Consider the following 17,081-nt stretch of genomic DNA (forward strand, 5'->3'; position numbering starts at 1 on the left):
GCGAATTCCGAAGATGCGGCGCAGCGTAGCGGGGACCGGTTAATTTCCGCTTGCGTGAAACTACGGAAGACCCAGCCGGTTGTGGCGCCATCGATTTCGCGCCGAACGCGAAAAGGCCCGGCCCCCTTGCCGGCGGCCGGTTGTCAGGCTGCCCGGACCGACTCCAGAAACTTGCCGACCTCGAGCCGGAGGCGCTGGCTGTCGCCCGACAGCGACTGCGCCGCCGAAAGCACCTGTGAAGAGGCCGCACCGGTCTCGCCGGCGCCGCGCTGCACATCGGTGATATTAGTCGAGACCTGGTGGGTACCCCGGGCCGCCTGCTGCACATTGCGGGAGATTTCCTGGGTTGCCGCGCCCTGTTCTTCCACGGCAGCTGCGATCGCCGAGGAGATTTCCGCCAGCCTTTCGATGGTGCCGCTGATTTCCTTGATCGCGCTCACCGACTCCTGGGTCGCGCCCTGGATGCCGGTAATCTGCTGGCTGATTTCGCCGGTGGCCTTGGCCGTCTGTTCGGCGAGCGCCTTGACTTCCGAGGCCACGACCGCAAAGCCGCGACCGGCATCACCGGCGCGCGCCGCTTCGATGGTGGCATTGAGCGCGAGCAAATTGGTCTGGCCGGCGATGGTGTTGATGAGTTCGACCACGTCGCCGATCCGGCTCGCCGCCTTGGACAATTCGCTGACCCGGTCGTTGGTGACGCGGGCCTGACCGACCGCGTCGGTCGCCATCCGCGCCGATTCCTGTACCTGGCGGCCGATCTCGGTGACCGAGGAAGAAAGCTCTTCGGTCGCCGATGCCACCGACTGCACGTTGGCGGAGGCTTCTCCGGAAGCCGAGGCCACGGCTGACGTCAGCGTCTGCGAGCGTTCGGCGGTTGCCGACAACGTGCCGGCGGAGGCCTCGAGTTGCGTCGAAGCCGACGACACCGTCTGCACGATCTCGCCGATCACGTTCTCGAAATTGCGGGTGATGCCGTCTACCCGCCGGCCGCGCTCGATCTTGGCTTCGGCGTCGGCGGCTGCGGCCTCGTCGACGGCTTTCTTGGCAATCAGCGCCTGCTTGAATACCTGCAAGGTGTCCGCCATCGCGCCGATTTCGGTCTTCTCGCCCTGATGCGGCACATCCGCGCTCAAATCGCCTTTGCCGAGCGCCTGCATCGGCGTGACGATCGAGGCAATGCCACTCGAGACGTCGCGAACCAGATAGGTGCTGACGGCGATGCCGACGATGACGGCTGTGCCAAGAATCAGGCCAAGCATCACGAGCGCCGAGGTGTAGCTGTCGGCGGCGTCCCGCGCCGCCTTGTCGGCGCCCGTATTGTTGAGGTCGACGCTCTTCTTCAGGACCGCATCGGCCTCCAGACCGATCTTGTTGACAGTCGTCGTATTGAGGTCGTGAGCTTCAGTCGGAATCTGGCCCGCCGCCTTGCGGGATAGCGCCATCACTTCCTGCGTTCCCTTGCGGTACTTGTCCCAGAGCTGCGCCCACTCGTTATACAGAGCGCGCTCTTCGGACGAGGTGATTATCGGCTCATAGGCGGCGCGGATCTTGGTGTTGCTCTCAATGACGGTGGCGAGCGTCTTCTCCATCGCCAGTTTCTCTTCCAGCGTCTCGGACAGCATATGCTCGCGGATCACGTTACGGTAAGTGATGACGCCGGCGCGCAGGTCACCCAGCACGCGGATGCTCGGCAGCCAGTTGGTCGAGATGTCCACCGTGTTGGCGTCGATGGCCCGCATATTCCGGACCGCGAGCAGGCCCATGCCCGTCATCGCGGCGAGCAGGAAGGCGACTACGGCGATGATCTTGGTGCGGATCGAATAGCGGGCGAGCATGGCGCGGAATCTCTTGGTTTTGGGCGCGTGGGACGCGCCGGGTGGCAAAAGGCAGAGAGGTTGGAAAAGAGAAAAGGATTCGTTGCGGATATCAAACCCGACACGTCCTCAGGTTGAGTTAATGCGCGTCGGTACAAATACCTACGCGACAGTTCTCACCAGGAAATAAATGGCGGGCGAAGCGGTCAGCGCATCAGCTTCAGTGCATCGGAGAAGAACTCCGCGCCGCCGAAATTGCCCGATTTCAGGGCAAGCAGCATTTCGCCCGTGCCGGCGCCGACGGAGCGCAAAACCGGCACTCCTGCAGCGATTTCCTCGCCTACGAGGAATCCGGGAATGCGCAGGCGATCGACGACGGCGCCCGAAGTTTCACCGCCCGCGACCACCAGCCGCCGCACGCCTGAGCGCACCAGGCCTTCGGCGATATCGGCCATCGCCTGCTCGATGGCATGCCCGGCTGCATCGCGGCCATGCCGAGATTGCAGAGCTGAGACCTGATCCGGCGTCGAACTGCTGGCAATCAGGACCGGGCCGTCGGTGATTCGCGCAGTCGCCCAGGCCAGCGCCCGGCGGGCTTCAGCGGGACCGGCGATGATCTGCTCGGGGTCGAGATGCAGGACGGCCATGGCCTTCTCGGCGTTGGCGATCTGCGCCAGCGTCGCCTGCGAGCAGCTTCCCGCAAGGCATGCCGCCGGTCCGCCGACCGGCGCGCCGGTCGGCGCGCCCGTGGAAGCCGACGCCACCTTACCGGAGGCGACCAGCGCCCGTGCGAGACCGAGGCCGATTCCGGATGCGCCGACCGACAGGCGATGATCGAGCGCGACGCCGCCGATGGTCTCCAGATCGTGGTCGAACACGGCGTCGATGATGGCAGCGCCAATGCCCTTCCCGGCGAGATCGGCGAGGCGTCCGCGAACCGCGTCCGCGCCGCGCGAAAGCGTGGCGAGATCGACCAGCCCGACCTTGGTCTGGCTCTGGCGCGTCAGCACCCGCACCAGATTGGAATCGTGCATCGGGTTGAGCGGATGGTCCTTCAGCGGACTTTCGTTCAGTGGTACGGAACCGACGAACAGATTGCCCTGGTAGACGGTACGGCCGGTTTCCGGAAAGGCCGGCGTCACCAGCACGATCGCATCGCCGGAATCGGCGCGCAACGCATCCATGACCGGGCCGATATTGCCGGCGTCTGTGGAATCGAAGGTCGAGCAGATCTTGAACAGCACGTGACCGGCGCCGCGGCCGCGCAGCCATTTATCGGCGGCGCGCGACCGATCAACCGCAACGTCAGCCTCGATCGAGCGGCTCTTGAGCGACACCACCACCGCATCGACCTCGGGCAGCGCAAGATCGTCGGAAGGTACGCCGATGGTCTGCACCGTGCGCAGGCCCTGACGGGTCAGCGTGTTGGCGAGATCGGACGCGCCGGTGTAGTCGTCGGCGATGCAGCCCAAGGACAATTTCACGGCTTTACTCCGGCATAGGGCTTGAACCAGCCGAGGCCGTCGGTGGTCTTGCCGCGCGGGTTATATTCGCAGCCGACGAAGCCGCCATAGCCGAGCCGGTCGAGTTCTGCGAACAGGAACGGATAGTTCAGTTCCTCGCCGTCGGGTTCGTTGCGCGAGGGAATGCTTGCGATCTGGACATGGCCTGTGATCGGCATCATTTCGCGCAGCCGCATGGTGACGTCGCCGTGGATGATCTGGCAGTGATAAATGTCGAACTGCAGTTTCAGGTTCGGGATCTTCAACTCGGCGATCAGGTCGCGCGCGAAGCCAAAATCGTTGAGGAAGTAGCCGGGCACGTTGCGGGCATTGATCGGCTCGATCACGACGTCGAGACCGTGGGGCGCGAAGAACTCCGCGGCCCACGTCACCGATTTATAGAACTGCTCGACGGCTTTCGGTTCGCTGCGATTGGCGATGCCGGCCATCAGATGCAGCCGCTTGACGCCGGTCGCCTTCGCGTAAGGAAGTGCCGTCTCAAGGCTGCGCTTCAGATCGTCAAAGCGCTCCGGCAGTGCGGCAAATCCCTTTTCACCGGCGTCCCAATTGCCCGGCGGCAGGTTGAACAGCGCCTGCGTCAGGCCGTTCTGCTTCAACCGCTCACCGACGGCTTCTGCCGGATGATCATAGGGAAACAGGAACTCGACGGCGGTGAAGCCCGCTCTGGCCGCCGCCTCGAAGCGATCGAGGAACGGCACGTCGGTGAACATCATGGAGAGATTGGCGGCAAAACGCGGCATCGAGCGTCCCCTTCTTGATCTTGCTGTTACTTCGGCTCGCCGGGCAGATGCGTGCCGGTGACCTTGGCATACATCCGCGCCACCGAGGCGTCGTCGTCGCGGCCCATGCCGGATGCGGCCGTCATCAAGAACATCTGCAGCGCGGCAGCGGCCACCGGCACCGGGAACTTTTGCGAGCGCGCCATGTCCTGGATGATGCCGAGGTCTTTGACGAAGATCTCTACCGCGCTGCGCGGCGAATAATCACCGTCGAGCACATGCGGCATGCGGTTCTCGAACATCCAGGAATTGCCGGCGGACGCCGTGATCACCTCGTAGACCTTGCGGATGTCGAGGCCCTGCTTGGCGGCGAACGCGATCGCCTCCGACGCAGCGGCGATGTGCACGCCGGCGAGGAGCTGGTTGATCATCTTGAACGCGGCGCCTTGGCCGGCATCGTCGCCAAGTTCGTAAAGTTTTGCGGCCATCGCATCGAGCGCCGGGCGGGCTTTTTCAAAAGCGGCCGGGCTGCCGGAGGCGAGGATGGTGAGTTCGCCCTGCGCCGCCCGCTGCGCGCCGCCGGAAATCGGCGCGTCGAGGTAGTGCCGCCCGGTGGCTTCCAACTGCTTGGCGAGCCGGCGCGCGACGTCGGGGTCCATGGTCGCCGAGGAGATGAACACCGCGCCCTTCCCCAGAGTTTCGGCGACACCATTGGGACCGAACAGGATGGCCTCGGTCTGGGCTGCGTTGACGACCACGCTGACGACGATGTCGGCAGTTTTGGCGGCGTCCGCCGGCGTTTCGGCGCCCTTGCCGCCGTCGGCCACGAACCGTGCCACGGAGTCCGCCGAGACGTCGCAGCCCGTCACTTCGAGCCCGGCCCGGCGCAGCGAAGTCGCCATGCCGAACCCCATCGAGCCCAGCCCGACGACGGCAACGCGCAGTTTTGCGGATTCTGGCATGCGGCGGTCCCTCAATGCTTCATTTTAGCCGCCATCCGGTCGGCGGCTTTGCCTCTGGGTATCACGGCTTGGCCGCGCTGCCAAAGCGTGGGACAACACAAAAAACGAGACACCGCCGGAATACTGACATGAGCGAAACCAGAATCCGTGAGGAAATCTGTCGCCTCGGCCGCTCGCTGTTCGAGCGCGGGCTGACGCCGGGCTCCTCGGGCAATATCAGCGTGAAACTCGACGACGGCGGCTGGCTGGTGACGCCGACCAATGCCTCGCTCGGCTCGCTCGATCCGGCGCGGATGTCGCGGCTCGGTTCCGACGGACGGCTGGTGTCCGGCGACGCGCCAACCAAGGAAGTGCCCCTGCACACGGCGCTCTACCAGACCCGCAGCGCGGCGCACGCAGTCGTGCATCTGCATTCGACCCATTCGGTGGCCCTGTCGATGCTCCCGGAGATCGACCCTCGCGCCGCGCTGCCGCCGATGACGCCGTACTATCTGATGAAATGCGGCCACACTGCGCTGCTGCCGTATTATCGCCCCGGCGATCCTGATGTGGCCGACGCCATCAAGGGGCTTGCCGGCAAATACTCGTCCGTGCTGCTCGCCAACCATGGGCCGGTGGTATCGGGCGATACGCTGGAAGCCGCGGTGTATGCAATCGAGGAACTGGAAGAGACGGCGAAATTATATCTGCTGCTGCGCGGGCTGAACCCGAGGTTTCTGTCACCGGCACAGGTGGAGGATTTGACTGACACCTTCGGGCTGACGCTACCGGAGCATGGGGAGCATACATAGCGATTATATGCCAAACTCTCTCCACGTCATTGCCTGCGACAAACGCGAAGCGTTTGCGCAAGGGAGCGTAGCGACGAAGCAATCCAGACTGCCGTCGCGGAGGGATTCTGGATTGCTTCGCTTCGCTCGACAGCAATGACGTGGAGAGAGCTTGCCTCCCCCGATAAGGCTTACAATCCCAGATACGCCTTGCGCACATCCGGATTGACGCTGATGTCCGCCGCGCTCCCCTGCATCAACACCCGCCCCGTCTGCAGGATATAGGCGCGGTCGGCAATCTCCAGGCATTCGGCCATGCGCTGCTCGACGATCAGCACGGTCATGCCGGCGTCGCGGATGCGTTTGACCGCTTGGAAGATCTCATCGACCAGTTTCGGCATGATGCCCTGCGACGGCTCGTCCAGCATCAAAAGCCGCGGCCGCGTCATCAGCGCGCGGCCGATCGCCAGCATCTGCTGCTCGCCGCCGGAGAGCGTTTCGGCGCGCTGCTCCAGCCGCTCCTGCAGGCGCGGAAACAGCTTGAAGACCAGATCGAGCGGCGCCTCGCGGTTGGCCTCGCTGCGGTAGAGGTAGCTGCCGAGCCTGAGATTGTCGCGCACCGACAGGCGCGGAAACAGCCGCCGGTTTTCCGGCACATAGGCGATGCCGCGCGAGGTGATGACGTGCTGCGCCATGCCGTCGATCCGGGTGCCGTCGAACGACACGGTGCCGGAACGCGGACGCTCCGCGCCGGCGATCGATTTCAACAGCGTCGACTTGCCGGCGCCGTTGGCGCCGGCGACGCAGACGATCTCGCCCTTTGCGACTTCGATCGAGACCGCCGAGATCGCGACCAGGCCCTGATAGGCGGTGGTGATTTCATGCACCGACAGCATGACGGTCTCCCAGATAGGCGGTGATGACTTTCGGATCGCGGACCACCTCGGAAGGCTTGCCCTCGACCAGCACCTTGCCGAGATCGAGCACGATGGCGCGGTCGACCAGCGGCATCACGATTTCCATGACGTGCTCGACCATCAGCACGGTGACGCCGGTGTCGCGCACCTTGCGCACCAGCTCAACGCCGGTCTTGGCTTCGACCGGCGTCAGCCCCGTGAGCACCTCGTCGAGCAGCAGCAATTTCGGCTCGGTTGCGAGCGCCCGCGCCACCTCGAGGCGGCGCTTTTCGGAAGGCACGAGATCGCTGGCCAGCACGTTGGCGCGCGGGCTGAGGCCGCAAAATTCCAGCACCTCATGCGCCTTGCGGCGGGCATCGCGCATCACGGTCGATCGCACCAGCGCGCCGACGATGACGTTGTCGACGACGGTCATGGTCTCAAAACTCTTCACGACCTGAAAGGTGCGGCCAACGCCGCGCTGGCAGCGTTCCGCCGCCGGCAGCGCGGTGACGTCCTCACCGTCAAAGATGATCGAGCCCTGGGTCGGCGGCAGCACGCCGGCGATCAGGTTGAACAGCGTCGACTTGCCGGCGCCGTTCGGGCCGATCAGGCCGACGATTTCACCGCGCCCGACCGAGATCGAGACGTCGCTGTTGGCAATCAGGCCGCCAAAGCGTTGCCAGACGCCACGGGTTTCGAGGAGTGGCGTCGTCATCGGGCCGCCTCCTTGCGCCTGGGAGAGAACAGGCCGACCAACCCTTGCGGCCGAGCCAGCGAGATCGCGACAATCAGGCCGCCATAGACGATCAGGTCGACGCCGCGGCCGGAACCGCCGATGAAGGAGCGCGTCAGTTCCGTGAGTGGAATCAGGATCACCGCGCCCAGCAGCGGACCCCAGAGCGTTCCGATGCCCCCGAGCACGGCCGGCAGCGCCATCAGCAGCGAGAACTGAAAACCCATCACGCTCTCAGGATCGATGTAGGAGACGAACTGCCCATAGAAGCTGCCGCCGACCGCGACCAGGAACGCCGACACTGCGGCCGCCCCCATCTTGGAATTGAACACGACGACGCCGAGGCTTTCGGCCGCGTCCGGATTGTCCTTCACCGCGCGCCACCAGTAGCCCCACTTGGAATCTTCCAGCCACCAGGTGACGAACCAGGCGACGCAGGCCAGCGCCAGCGCGAAGTAGAAATACGGCAGCTTGCTGCGCGTGAACTGGAATTTCAGCCAGCTATCGCCGCGTACCGGGATATCGATACCCATGGCCGCGCCCGCCCAATCCCAGTTGTGGAACAAGAGCAGCACGATCTCGGCGATGACGATGGTGGCGATGACGAAATAGTGGCCGCGCAGCCGGAAGCACGGATATCCGAGCGCCATTGCAATGACGGCAGAGATGATGCCGCCGCCGAGCATACCGAACCAGGGCAGCACGCCAAACTTGGTGAACAACAGCGCAGTGGTGTAGGCGCCGATCCCGAAATACATCGCGTGGCCCAGCGAAATCTGGCCGCAGTAGCCGGAAAGAATATTCCAACTCTGCGACAGCGCGCCCCACATCAGCGTCAGCACCATGATGTTCTGGACATAAACGTCCTTGACGAACAGCGGCACGACGGCGGCGATTGCGGCGAGAACAAATGCGACGATGAGGTCGCGGCGCCGGCGTTCTGCGAAAGCGGTATCCATCACATCGATCCGAACAGGCCGCGCGGCCGGACAAAGACGACCAGGAGATAGACCGCATAGATGCCGACCGCTTTGAGCGAAGGCGGCAGCAGCAACGCGGTCGTGGCCTCGACGAGACCGACGATGATGCCGCCGGCGAAGGCGCCGAACACGCTGCCGAAGCCGCCGAGCGCCACCGTCACATAGGCGATCAGCGCGAATGAAGCCCCGACGTCGGGATAGACGTAGAAGAAGATCGCCATGATTGCGCCGGACAGACCGACCAGCGCCGCGCCCAGACCCCAGCCCAGCGCGAACACCTTGTTCTTGTCGATGCCGACCAGCGCCACGGCGCCGGCGTCCTCGCGGGTCGCTTCGAGCGCGCGGCCGAAGTCGGTGCGATTGATGAAGAGATAGAGTCCTCCGAATGCGGCGATCGCCACCAAGGCGCCTACCAGTTGCGGTACGGGCAAGAAGATGCCGGCCACCGAAACGGTCTTGCCGCCGAGCCATGAATGCGTGACGCTGCGGTAGTCCGGCGTGAAGAAGTATTGCGCCAGGCCGCGCATGACGATCGCCAGCCCAAACGTGGAAAAGATCTGCACCATGCCGGCGTTGGCTTTTGCGCGCACGGCAAAGCGCACAATTAACAGATAGACGACCGCCCCGAACACGAACAGTGCCGCCGCGACCAACGGCGCTGATAGTAGTGGATCGATCGCGAAGAACGCGAACAGGAAGAATGTCGCGTACATCGCGATCATCAGGAATTCGCCATGGGCGAAATTCACGACGTCCATCAGGCCGAAGATCAGCGCGAGGCCGACCGCGATGAGGCCGTAGAGCAGCCCCATGAGGAGGCCGCTTGCGAGGCTCTGGATGATGGTCTCGGCGGTCACCGGCATACCCCCATCGCTCGTCGTCCCTGCCTGGTGCGCGGTTGCGCACGGAGCAGGAACCCATTGCCACCGGAGTTGCATGTGAAGGAAGGATGTGAGGCCACGATGAAACCGATGCTCCTCGGCGTATGGGTCCCTGGGTTCGCAGGGACGACGCTGCGTTTGTGATGCGCCTCCAGAATACGATGCCCTACTTCATCGGCCAGACGGCTTCAGCAATCGCAGCCTGCGGCGGGAAGATGGTGACGAACTTGCCGCCGATATATTGCAGCAGCACCGGGTCGGCGTCGTTGTTCTGGCCCATCTCGTCGAACTTGACGCGCTTCCAGGGCATGATGGTCTGCTCGCCCGGAATGTCGGTCGCGACCAGCGCCTCGCGGATCTTCTCGCCGTCGGTCGACTTGGCGCGGTTGATGGCTTCCGCCATCACCAGGAGGCCCATGAACTGCCGTGACGTCAGGTCGTTGAAGTCCTTGCCCGACTTCTCCTTGAACATGGCGTTGACCTTGCCGACCATCGGCCGCTTGGCGGCGAGATCGAGCGAGAAGCTGCCGCGCGAGATCACGCCTTCCAGCTTGTCGCCGACCGCGTCATAGAGCGCCTTTTCGGAGAAGCCGGCGTCCTGCGCCACGATCGCGTTCGGCTTGTAGCCGAGTTCGGCCATCGTCTTGACCAGCAGGATGCCGTCGGTGGTGTAGCTCGAGGGCATCAGCACGTCGGCGTTCGCGGTCTTGAGCTGCTGCACTTCCGCCGAGAGTGACGGCGAGTTGGAGCGATACTTGATGTCGGTGGCGATCTTGTAACCGCGATCGGCCGCCAGCTTGAGCTGGGTATTGGCGGAGTCGGTGCCGAAGATGGTGTCCTCGTGGAACAGCGACAGCGTGTCGATCTTGGCGCCCTTCTTCTTCATCGCGTCGAAGAAATTGAACATGGCGGCCGAGAACATCTCGTCATGGGGAGCGGCGCGGAAATAGAATTTGAGGCCGCGGCGATGCAGGCTCGGCGATGAGTTATCCGCCGAGATGAACGGGATCTGATAGCGCTCGCAGATCTGGCTGACGGTGACGGCGACCGCGCTCTGATAGGTGCCGATGACGGCGCAGACCTTTTCCTGGGTGATCAGGCGTTCGGTCTCGGCGCGGCCCTTCTGCGGATCGGCCTGATGGTCGGCGAACACGAGGCGGATCTTGGCGCCGCCGAGGCCGGGCAGGCCTTCGCCTTTTGCCAGCGGCAGATCGAAATCGTGATTCTTGTTGATGATGTCGAGCGCGGTCTCGAACGATTTCTGCGCATCGACGCCCATCTGGGCGCTGGCGCCGGAGAACGGATAGATCACACCGATCACCACCTCGGAAGTCTGGGCGCGGGCCGCGATGGGTCCGAGCGCTGCGGCGGCGGTAGCTCCAAGCAGCACATTTCGGCGCGTGATGTTCATGGCGATATCCTCTGTTGGTCCGCAACTGTCGATGAAACGGGCGAAGGGTTAGGTAAAGCCTCAATGATCAGCAAGCGCTGCATCAAAGCACGGCAAGCGCTTTATTCCTGAGATCGGTCACAAGCATCAATCCGGGCGCGTGCGTGATCGCGAACGGCACCTTGGCGGCTTGGATGACCGATTGCGGGGTCACGCCGCAGGCCCAGAACACCGGAATTTCGTCCGCCTCGACCGGTACTGGATCGCCGTAGTCGGGTTTGGCGAGGTCAGCAATGCCGATCGACTCGGGAAGGCCGATATGAACCGGCGCACCGTGCACCGAGGGGAAGCGCGAGGTGATCTGCACCGCGCGGATCGCCTCCGCCGGCTTGAACGGCCGCATCGTCACCACCATCGGACCGGCAAACGGGCCCGCGGGGCTGCAGGCGATGTTGGTGCGGAACATCGGCACGCGCACATCGCGCTCGATATGACGGATCGGCAGACCTTCCTCCAACAGCGCCTCCTCGAAGGAGAACGAGCAGCCGAGCACGAAGGCGACGAGATCGTCGCGCCAGTGCGCCATGATGTCGGTCGGCTCCTCCACGATTTCGCCGTCGCGCCAGACGCGATAGCGCGGCAGGTCGGTGCGGATGTCGAGATCGATGCCGAGGGCGGGAATGCGGGGATCGCCGACGTCGGACATGCCGATGATCGGGCAGGGTTTGGGATTGAGCTGGCAGAAGCGATGAAAAGCGCCTGCGAGTTTTTCCGGCAGAATTGCAAGATTGCCCTGGACGAAGCCGTTGGCGACGCCCGCCGTGTGATGGGCCATGCCAGTGCGGCAGGCGTGCCGGGCCGCGACGCTCGGCGATAAATCCGCCGTATCGTGGCCGCGTGTTTCCGTCCTCGCCAAGCTGGTCATCGTTGTCCCCGCTTCCATTCTTGTCGACATCCACTCCCGCATACGACTATGATAATGTCTAATCGTCTTTTTTAATCAAGTTAAATAAATACAGCTTATCAATCTGCGGGCAGAGAGTGCATGACTGATTTCAAGGCAATTGAGACTTTCATGTGGGTGGTGACGCTCGGCAGCTTCCGCGGCGCCGCCCAGAAGCTCAACACCACGCAGCCTGCGATCTCACAACGGATCGCGCAGCTCGAACGCGAAGTAGGCGTGAAGCTGTTACAGCGCGATCGCCGCATGGTGCTGCCGACGCCGAGCGGGCGGCAATTGATGGTCTATGCCGAGAAGCTGATCGGGCTGCGCTCGGAAATGATGGCGGTCGTGGGGGATCATTCCGCGATGCGCGGCGTGCTGCGGCTCGGCGTAGCCGAAACCATCGTGCACACCTGGCTGCCGCAACTGATCAAGAGCGTCAACCATGCCTACCCGAACCTCTCGCTCGAAATCGAAGTCGACATCACCTCGAATTTGCGGACGCGGCTACTTGCGCAGGAAATCGAGCTTGCATTCGTACTCGGGCCGCTGACGGCGCCGATGGTCAACAACCGGACACTGTGTGATTATCCCGTGGGCTTTTTGGCGAGTCCCTCGCTTGGCCTCGGCAAGCATGAGTTGACCCTGCACGATCTGGCAAAATTTCCGATCATCACATTTTCGCGCCGCACCCAGCCCTATGAGATCGTGCGCTCCCTGTTCAACCGCCCTGACCTGCCGCCGATACGCCTGCATGCCAGTGCATCGCTCGCAACCATTATCCACATGGCGATCGAAGGTCTCGGCATCGCCCTGATACCGACCGCGATCGTCGAGAGCGAAATGGCGAGCGGGCGGCTTCAATTGCTGCCGACCGATCTGCAGATGGCTCCGCTGACGTTTTCGGCAAGCTGGCTGGCCTCCCCCGATACGGTCGCAGTCGAGCGCGTGGTCGAACTCGCCGCCAGCCTTGCGCGCGGCGGCGTCATTGTTGACGCGCCGCCGCAGGCGCGTCATTGAAAGCGATCTCTCGCGCGTACCGCCTGATGTCCGGAAGCACCCCATGACAAAAATCGCGTCCAACCTGCAAATCGATTCCGCCCGGCTGTGGGACACGATTCACGAAACTGCCAAATTCGGCGCGACGCCGAAAGGCGGTGTGCGGCGGCTGACGCTGGGGCCTGAGGACAAGCAGGTGCGCGACTGGTTCCGCAACGCCTGCGAAGCCGCGGGGCTCGAAGTCCATGTCGATGCGCTGGGTTCGATGTTCGGCCTGCGCAAGGGCCGCGACATGTCGAAGGCTCCTGTTGGCCTCGGCTCCCACCTCGATACCCAACCAACCGGCGGCAAATATGACGGCGTGCTCGGCACGCTGGCGGCACTCGAAGTGGTCCGCACGCTCAACGATGCCGGGATCGAAACCGAGATGCCGATCTGCGTCTGCAACTGGACCAACGAGGAAGGCTCGCGGTTTGCGCCGGCGATGATGGCTTCCGCTGCCTATGTCGGCGATTTCACCACCGACGACATTTTGTCGCGCCGGGATGCCGAGGGCGTCACGGTGGCGCAGGCGCTCGACAGCATCGGTTACCGCGGCGACCGACCGGTGGGGACGCAGAAATTCTCTGGGTTTGTCGAACTGCACATCGAACAGGGGCCGATCCTGGAAGCCGAAAACAAGACCATCGGCGTGGTCGATTCCGGCCAGGGCGTGCTGTGGTACGACGGCAAGATCACCGGTTTCGAGAGCCATGCCGGCTCGACGCCGATGCCGCTGCGACGCGACGCGCTGGCGACGCTCTCGGAAATCGTGCTGGCGATGGAGGCCATTGCGAAGAAGCACGGGCCGAAGGCCGTCGGCACCGTCGGCGAGGCCGTGATTGCCAACCCCTCGCGCAACGTCATTCCTGGCGAGATCGCCTTCACGGTCGACTGCCGCAGCGCGGATGCCGCCATCATGGATGCGCTGGATAAGGATTTGCGTGCCGCGATTGCCGAGATCGCGGCGCGGCGCAGGGTCGAGGTCCAGTTCGACCTGATCTGGCGGAAACCGCCGACGCATTTCGATCCCAAACTCGTGGACGCGGTGGAGAATGCCGCGAAGATGCTTGGGCTTTCCCATCGCCGCATCACCTCCGGCGCCGGCCACGATGCCTGCAACCTCAACACCGTGATGCCGGCGGCGATGGTGTTCGTACCCTGCAAGGACGGCATCAGCCACAACGAGCTGGAAGACGCCACGCAGGCCGATTGCGCGGCTGGCGCCAATGTGCTGATGCATACCGTGTTGGCGCTGGCCGGTGTCGTATCCTGATAATAGAACTTGATAAACAGAACTTGATAAACAGAACTTGGGGAAATGCCATGCGTGGAGTTTTCGTCGACGCCAACGAATCGCTGGCCGTGATCTTCGAGCGGCTGGAGAAACCAGGCGATCCCAAGGTGCTGATCCACCGTAACCCCGACATCACCTCGGATCAGTATCCCGCGATACTCGATGGCGCCGAAATCGCGATCGTCGATCACACCGCGCTGCCGACCGACGTCGCAAGGAAATGCACCGGACTGAAGCACGTCGTGTTTCTCGGCACCGGCGCCCGCAGCTACATGAACCCGGAAGAGCTTGCCGAGCTCGGCATTTCCGTACATCTGATCAAAGGCTATGGCGACACGGCGGTCGCAGAATGCGCTGTCGCGCTGATGTGGGAAGGCGCGCGCGGCCTCGCCAAGATGGATCGCGGGATCCGCGCCGGCAACTGGCTGCGCGACGACGGCATGCAACTGACCGGCAAGACGCTCGGACTGATCGGCTTCGGCGGCATCGCAGCCGAGGTCGCCCGGATCGCGATCGGTTCGGGCATGCGGGTGATTGCCTGGAACCGGTCGCCGAAGAAATATCCGAAGGTCGAATTCGTCGACCTCGACGAATTGCTGACCGAGAGCGACGTCATTTCGATCCATCTGCTGTTGAACGACGAGACGCGCGGCCTGGTCTCGCGCGCCTGCATCGAGGCGATGAAGTCCGGCGTCATCCTCGTCAACACCGCACGTGGCGCGATCGTCGACGAGGAAGCCATGATCGACGCCCTGAAATCAGGCCAGATCCGCCATGCCGGTCTCGACGTCTTCAACATCGAACCGCTGCCGGCGGATCATCCCTTGACGAAACTGGAGAACGTGACGCTGTCGGCGCATTCCGCCTTTCGCACGCCGGAGGCAAGCGAGAATTTGATGCGCGCGGCGTGGGAACATTGTCGACGGATCGTGAAGAAGTGATGCCGCTTCTTCCTTCTCCCCTTGTGGGAGAAGGTGCCGGAGCGAAGCGTAGGCGGATGAGGGGTCTCTATCCGCGGAGACAAACCCCTCATCCGGCTCGCTGTCGCTGCGCGCCAGCGATCCACCTTCTCCCACAAGGGGAGAAGGAATAACTCAATCCACCATCTCTGCGACCGCCTTGCCGCATGCCACAGTGTCGGCATTGCCACCGAGATCCCTTGTCCGCAGCGTGCGTTCACCCAGCGTGCGCTCGATGGCGCCGACGATCGATTGAGCCGCCTGCTTCTCGCCGAGATGCTCCAGCATCATCGCGCCGGACCAGATCATGCCGATCGGGTTGGCGATGCCCTGGCCTGCGATATCGGGCGCGGAACCGTGCACCGGCTCGAACACCGACGGGAAATTGCCTTCCGGATTGATATTGCCCGACGGCGCAATGCCGATGGTGCCGGTGCAGGCGGGGCCGAGATCAGAGAGGATGTCGCCGAACAGATTGGAGCCGACCACGACGTCGAACCAGTCCGGATGCAGCACGAAATTCGCGGTGAGAATGTCGATGTGGTACTTGTCCCACTTCACACCTGGATATTTCTTCGCCATCGCCTCCACGCGCTCGTCCCAATATGGCATCGTGATCGAGATGCCGTTGGACTTGGTGGCCGAGGTCAGGTGCTTCTTCGGCCGCGACTGCGCGAGGTCGAACGCGAATTTCAGGATGCGGTCGACGCCGGTGCGCGTCATCACGGTTTGCTGCGTCACGAATTCACGGTCGGTATCCGGGAACATACGCCCGCCGACGGAGGAATACTCACCTTCGGTATTCTCGCGCACCACCCAGAAATCGATATCGCCGGGCTTGCGGCCCGCGAGCGGCGACGGCACGCCGGGCATCAGCCGCACCGGGCGCAGATTGACGTATTGATCGAACTCGCGCCGGAATTTGATCAGCGAGCCCCACAGAGAAATGTGATCGGGGATTTTCGCCGGCCAGCCGACGGCGCCGAAATAGATCGCGTCGTGCTTGCCAATCTTCGCCTTCCAGTCCTCCGGCATCATCTCGCCGTGCTTTTCGTAATAGTCCCAGGACGCAAAGTCGAAATGGTCGAAATGCACGGCCACGCCGTGCTTTTTCGCGGCCGCCTCGAGCACGCGCAAGCCTTCCGGGACCACTTCCTTGCCGATGCCGTCACCGGGAATGACCGCGATCCGATATTGCTTTTTGGCGCTGCTCATCGAGAGTTTCCTTGGCTGTCTGTCAGGCGGCTAATGCCGGTTATTTGATTGCCTTGCAATGGACCAAACCTGCCGCCTGCGCAACACTGCACTGCAATGTTGACCGCCATGGCGCCACAAGCCTAACAATTTGCGGGCCCCTCTTCCTGCCTCCCTCACCCAAGCGAGTATTTCCATGGATCTGCATCTGCGCGGCAAGCGCGTCCTGATCACCGGCGCTTCCAAGGGCATTGGCGCGGCCGCGGCCGAAGTCTTTGCCGAAGAAGGCTGCGACATCATGCTGGCCGCCCGCAGCGGCGAGGAGTTGAAAGTACTCGCCGAGCGGCTGCGCTCAGCGCATCAGATCAGCGCGACCGCCCATGTCGTCGACTTGCGCAAGTCCGAGGACATCACAAGGCTCGCCAAGGATGCCGCCGACATCGACATCCTCGTCAACAACGCCGGCGACATTCCGGGCGGCTCGATCGACAAGATCGACGAGCCGACCTGGCGTCACGCGTGGGAGCTGAAAGTGTTCGGTTACATCAACCTCACCCGTGCGATCTATGCGCAGATGAAGGCGCGTGGGCACGGCGTCATCGTCAACGACATCGGGGCTGCCGGCGAAAAGTTCGACGCCAATTACATCTGCGGCAGCGCCGGCAACGCGGCGCTGATGGCGTTCACCCGCGCGCTCGGAGGCAAAAGCCTTGCCGATAATATTCGCGTGGTCGGCATCAATCCCGGTCCCGTCGGCACCGATCGCCACGTCACGCTGCTCAAGACGCGGGCGAAGAACCAGTTTGGCGACGAAAACCGCTACAAGGAATTCCAGAAGAACATGCCGCTCGGCCGCCCCGCCCACGCGCGCGAGATCGGCGACCTCATGGCGTTTCTGGCGTCGGACCGGTCGGGCTACACGTCGGGGGTGATCTATACGGTTGACGGTGGATATACGGCGGGGTGGGGTTGAGCGCCT

Annotated in this window: 16 protein-coding genes; 5 read left to right on the forward strand and 11 right to left on the reverse strand. The window is 63.4% G+C overall.

The annotated features are described in order from the left end of the window. Positions 1–143 precede the first annotated feature (143 nt). The 4 genes from V1288_RS00625 to ltnD form a co-directional block, all read right to left on the reverse strand. Positions 144–1,835 (reverse strand): methyl-accepting chemotaxis protein, encoded by a 1,692-nt coding sequence (locus V1288_RS00625; RefSeq protein WP_334355237.1) that lies wholly within the window; start codon positions 1,833–1,835, stop codon positions 144–146. A 185-nt stretch (positions 1,836–2,020) separates the two neighbouring features. Next, positions 2,021–3,298, reverse strand: coding sequence for a 3-oxo-tetronate kinase (gene otnK / locus V1288_RS00630; protein WP_334355238.1), 1,278 nt, complete (start codon positions 3,296–3,298; stop codon positions 2,021–2,023). Beyond that, entirely contained in the window at positions 3,295–4,077 is a 783-nt protein-coding gene (gene otnI / locus V1288_RS00635) for a 2-oxo-tetronate isomerase (RefSeq protein ID WP_334355239.1), read from the reverse strand. The genes otnK and otnI overlap by 4 nt, the downstream gene beginning before the upstream one ends. 26 nt (positions 4,078–4,103) lie before the next feature. Further along, entirely contained in the window at positions 4,104–5,018 is a 915-nt protein-coding gene (ltnD, locus tag V1288_RS00640) for an L-threonate dehydrogenase (protein WP_334355240.1), read from the reverse strand. A 128-nt stretch (positions 5,019–5,146) separates the two neighbouring features. Here ltnD and otnC point away from each other — a divergent pair, with 128 nt between their 5' ends. Beyond that, positions 5,147–5,809 (forward strand): 3-oxo-tetronate 4-phosphate decarboxylase, encoded by a 663-nt coding sequence (gene otnC / locus V1288_RS00645; RefSeq protein ID WP_334355241.1) that lies wholly within the window; start codon positions 5,147–5,149, stop codon positions 5,807–5,809. Between the two features lie 170 nt (positions 5,810–5,979). On the opposite strand, the gene V1288_RS00650 is transcribed toward otnC, so the two are convergent. From V1288_RS00650 to V1288_RS00675, 6 genes are all read right to left on the reverse strand, one after another. Then, positions 5,980–6,684: an ABC transporter ATP-binding protein gene (locus V1288_RS00650; RefSeq protein WP_334355242.1), complete on the reverse strand. Its 705-nt coding sequence runs from the start codon at positions 6,682–6,684 to the stop codon at positions 5,980–5,982. Continuing rightward, a complete protein-coding gene (locus V1288_RS00655) occupies positions 6,668–7,402 on the reverse strand; it encodes an ABC transporter ATP-binding protein (RefSeq protein WP_334355243.1) in 735 nt (244 codons plus the stop codon). Before V1288_RS00655 ends, V1288_RS00650 begins: the two co-directional genes overlap by 17 nt. Further along, positions 7,399–8,379, reverse strand: coding sequence for a branched-chain amino acid ABC transporter permease (locus V1288_RS00660; protein ID WP_334355244.1), 981 nt, complete (start codon positions 8,377–8,379; stop codon positions 7,399–7,401). Before V1288_RS00660 ends, V1288_RS00655 begins: the two co-directional genes overlap by 4 nt. Continuing rightward, on the reverse strand, positions 8,379–9,263 hold the full coding sequence (locus tag V1288_RS00665) for a branched-chain amino acid ABC transporter permease (RefSeq protein WP_442893896.1): 885 nt from the start codon (positions 9,261–9,263) through the stop codon (positions 8,379–8,381). The genes V1288_RS00660 and V1288_RS00665 overlap by 1 nt, the downstream gene beginning before the upstream one ends. Before the next feature lie 184 nt (positions 9,264–9,447). Beyond that, positions 9,448–10,692: an ABC transporter substrate-binding protein gene (locus tag V1288_RS00670; protein ID WP_334355245.1), complete on the reverse strand. Its 1,245-nt coding sequence runs from the start codon at positions 10,690–10,692 to the stop codon at positions 9,448–9,450. 82 nt (positions 10,693–10,774) lie between these two features. After that, positions 10,775–11,596, reverse strand: a complete 822-nt coding sequence (locus V1288_RS00675) for a putative hydro-lyase (protein WP_334355246.1) — start codon at positions 11,594–11,596, stop codon at positions 10,775–10,777. A 120-nt stretch (positions 11,597–11,716) separates the two neighbouring features. Between V1288_RS00675 and V1288_RS00680 the strand changes: the two genes are divergently transcribed. The 3 genes from V1288_RS00680 to V1288_RS00690 are packed head-to-tail and all read left to right on the forward strand — an operon-like array spanning position 11,717 to position 14,890. Further along, positions 11,717–12,634, forward strand: a complete 918-nt coding sequence (locus V1288_RS00680; protein WP_334355247.1) for a LysR family transcriptional regulator — start codon at positions 11,717–11,719, stop codon at positions 12,632–12,634. Between the two features lie 43 nt (positions 12,635–12,677). Beyond that, positions 12,678–13,928, forward strand: coding sequence for a Zn-dependent hydrolase (locus V1288_RS00685; protein WP_334355248.1), 1,251 nt, complete (start codon positions 12,678–12,680; stop codon positions 13,926–13,928). A 50-nt stretch (positions 13,929–13,978) separates the two neighbouring features. Beyond that, positions 13,979–14,890: an NAD(P)-dependent oxidoreductase gene (locus V1288_RS00690; protein WP_334355249.1), complete on the forward strand. Its 912-nt coding sequence runs from the start codon at positions 13,979–13,981 to the stop codon at positions 14,888–14,890. Between the two features lie 153 nt (positions 14,891–15,043). On the opposite strand, the gene V1288_RS00695 is transcribed toward V1288_RS00690, so the two are convergent. Continuing rightward, positions 15,044–16,123 (reverse strand): tartrate dehydrogenase, encoded by a 1,080-nt coding sequence (locus tag V1288_RS00695; RefSeq protein WP_334355250.1) that lies wholly within the window; start codon positions 16,121–16,123, stop codon positions 15,044–15,046. Between the two features lie 175 nt (positions 16,124–16,298). Here V1288_RS00695 and V1288_RS00700 point away from each other — a divergent pair, with 175 nt between their 5' ends. Then, the gene (locus tag V1288_RS00700) at positions 16,299–17,075 is read left to right on the forward strand and encodes an SDR family oxidoreductase (RefSeq protein ID WP_334355251.1); all 777 of its coding nucleotides are present in this window, start codon (positions 16,299–16,301) and stop codon (positions 17,073–17,075) included. Positions 17,076–17,081: the final 6 nt, after the last annotated feature.

Origin of the sequence: Bradyrhizobium sp. AZCC 2176, assembly GCF_036924645.1 — a bacterium.
In the GTDB taxonomy this organism is placed as follows: Bacteria; Pseudomonadota; Alphaproteobacteria; order Rhizobiales; family Xanthobacteraceae; genus Bradyrhizobium.

What these genes read in the sequence shown, in the direction of transcription:
- V1288_RS00680 (WP_334355247.1), top strand. Translation starts at nt 11,717, where the DNA reads ATGACTGATTTCAAGGCAATTGAGACTTTCATGTGGGTGGTGACGCTC.
- V1288_RS00665 (WP_442893896.1), bottom strand. Translation starts at nt 9,263, where the DNA reads ATGCCGGTGACCGCCGAGACCATCATCCAGAGCCTCGCAAGCGGCCTC.
- V1288_RS00675 (WP_334355246.1), bottom strand. Translation starts at nt 11,596, where the DNA reads ATGACCAGCTTGGCGAGGACGGAAACACGCGGCCACGATACGGCGGAT.
- V1288_RS00670 (WP_334355245.1), bottom strand. Translation starts at nt 10,692, where the DNA reads ATGAACATCACGCGCCGAAATGTGCTGCTTGGAGCTACCGCCGCCGCA.
- V1288_RS00655 (WP_334355243.1), bottom strand. Translation starts at nt 7,402, where the DNA reads ATGACGACGCCACTCCTCGAAACCCGTGGCGTCTGGCAACGCTTTGGC.
- otnC (WP_334355241.1), top strand. Translation starts at nt 5,147, where the DNA reads ATGAGCGAAACCAGAATCCGTGAGGAAATCTGTCGCCTCGGCCGCTCG.
- ltnD (WP_334355240.1), bottom strand. Translation starts at nt 5,018, where the DNA reads ATGCCAGAATCCGCAAAACTGCGCGTTGCCGTCGTCGGGCTGGGCTCG.
- V1288_RS00660 (WP_334355244.1), bottom strand. Translation starts at nt 8,379, where the DNA reads ATGGATACCGCTTTCGCAGAACGCCGGCGCCGCGACCTCATCGTCGCA.
- V1288_RS00690 (WP_334355249.1), top strand. Translation starts at nt 13,979, where the DNA reads ATGCGTGGAGTTTTCGTCGACGCCAACGAATCGCTGGCCGTGATCTTC.
- V1288_RS00695 (WP_334355250.1), bottom strand. Translation starts at nt 16,123, where the DNA reads ATGAGCAGCGCCAAAAAGCAATATCGGATCGCGGTCATTCCCGGTGAC.
- V1288_RS00625 (WP_334355237.1), bottom strand. Translation starts at nt 1,835, where the DNA reads ATGCTCGCCCGCTATTCGATCCGCACCAAGATCATCGCCGTAGTCGCC.
- V1288_RS00650 (WP_334355242.1), bottom strand. Translation starts at nt 6,684, where the DNA reads ATGCTGTCGGTGCATGAAATCACCACCGCCTATCAGGGCCTGGTCGCG.
- otnI (WP_334355239.1), bottom strand. Translation starts at nt 4,077, where the DNA reads ATGCCGCGTTTTGCCGCCAATCTCTCCATGATGTTCACCGACGTGCCG.
- V1288_RS00700 (WP_334355251.1), top strand. Translation starts at nt 16,299, where the DNA reads ATGGATCTGCATCTGCGCGGCAAGCGCGTCCTGATCACCGGCGCTTCC.
- V1288_RS00685 (WP_334355248.1), top strand. Translation starts at nt 12,678, where the DNA reads ATGACAAAAATCGCGTCCAACCTGCAAATCGATTCCGCCCGGCTGTGG.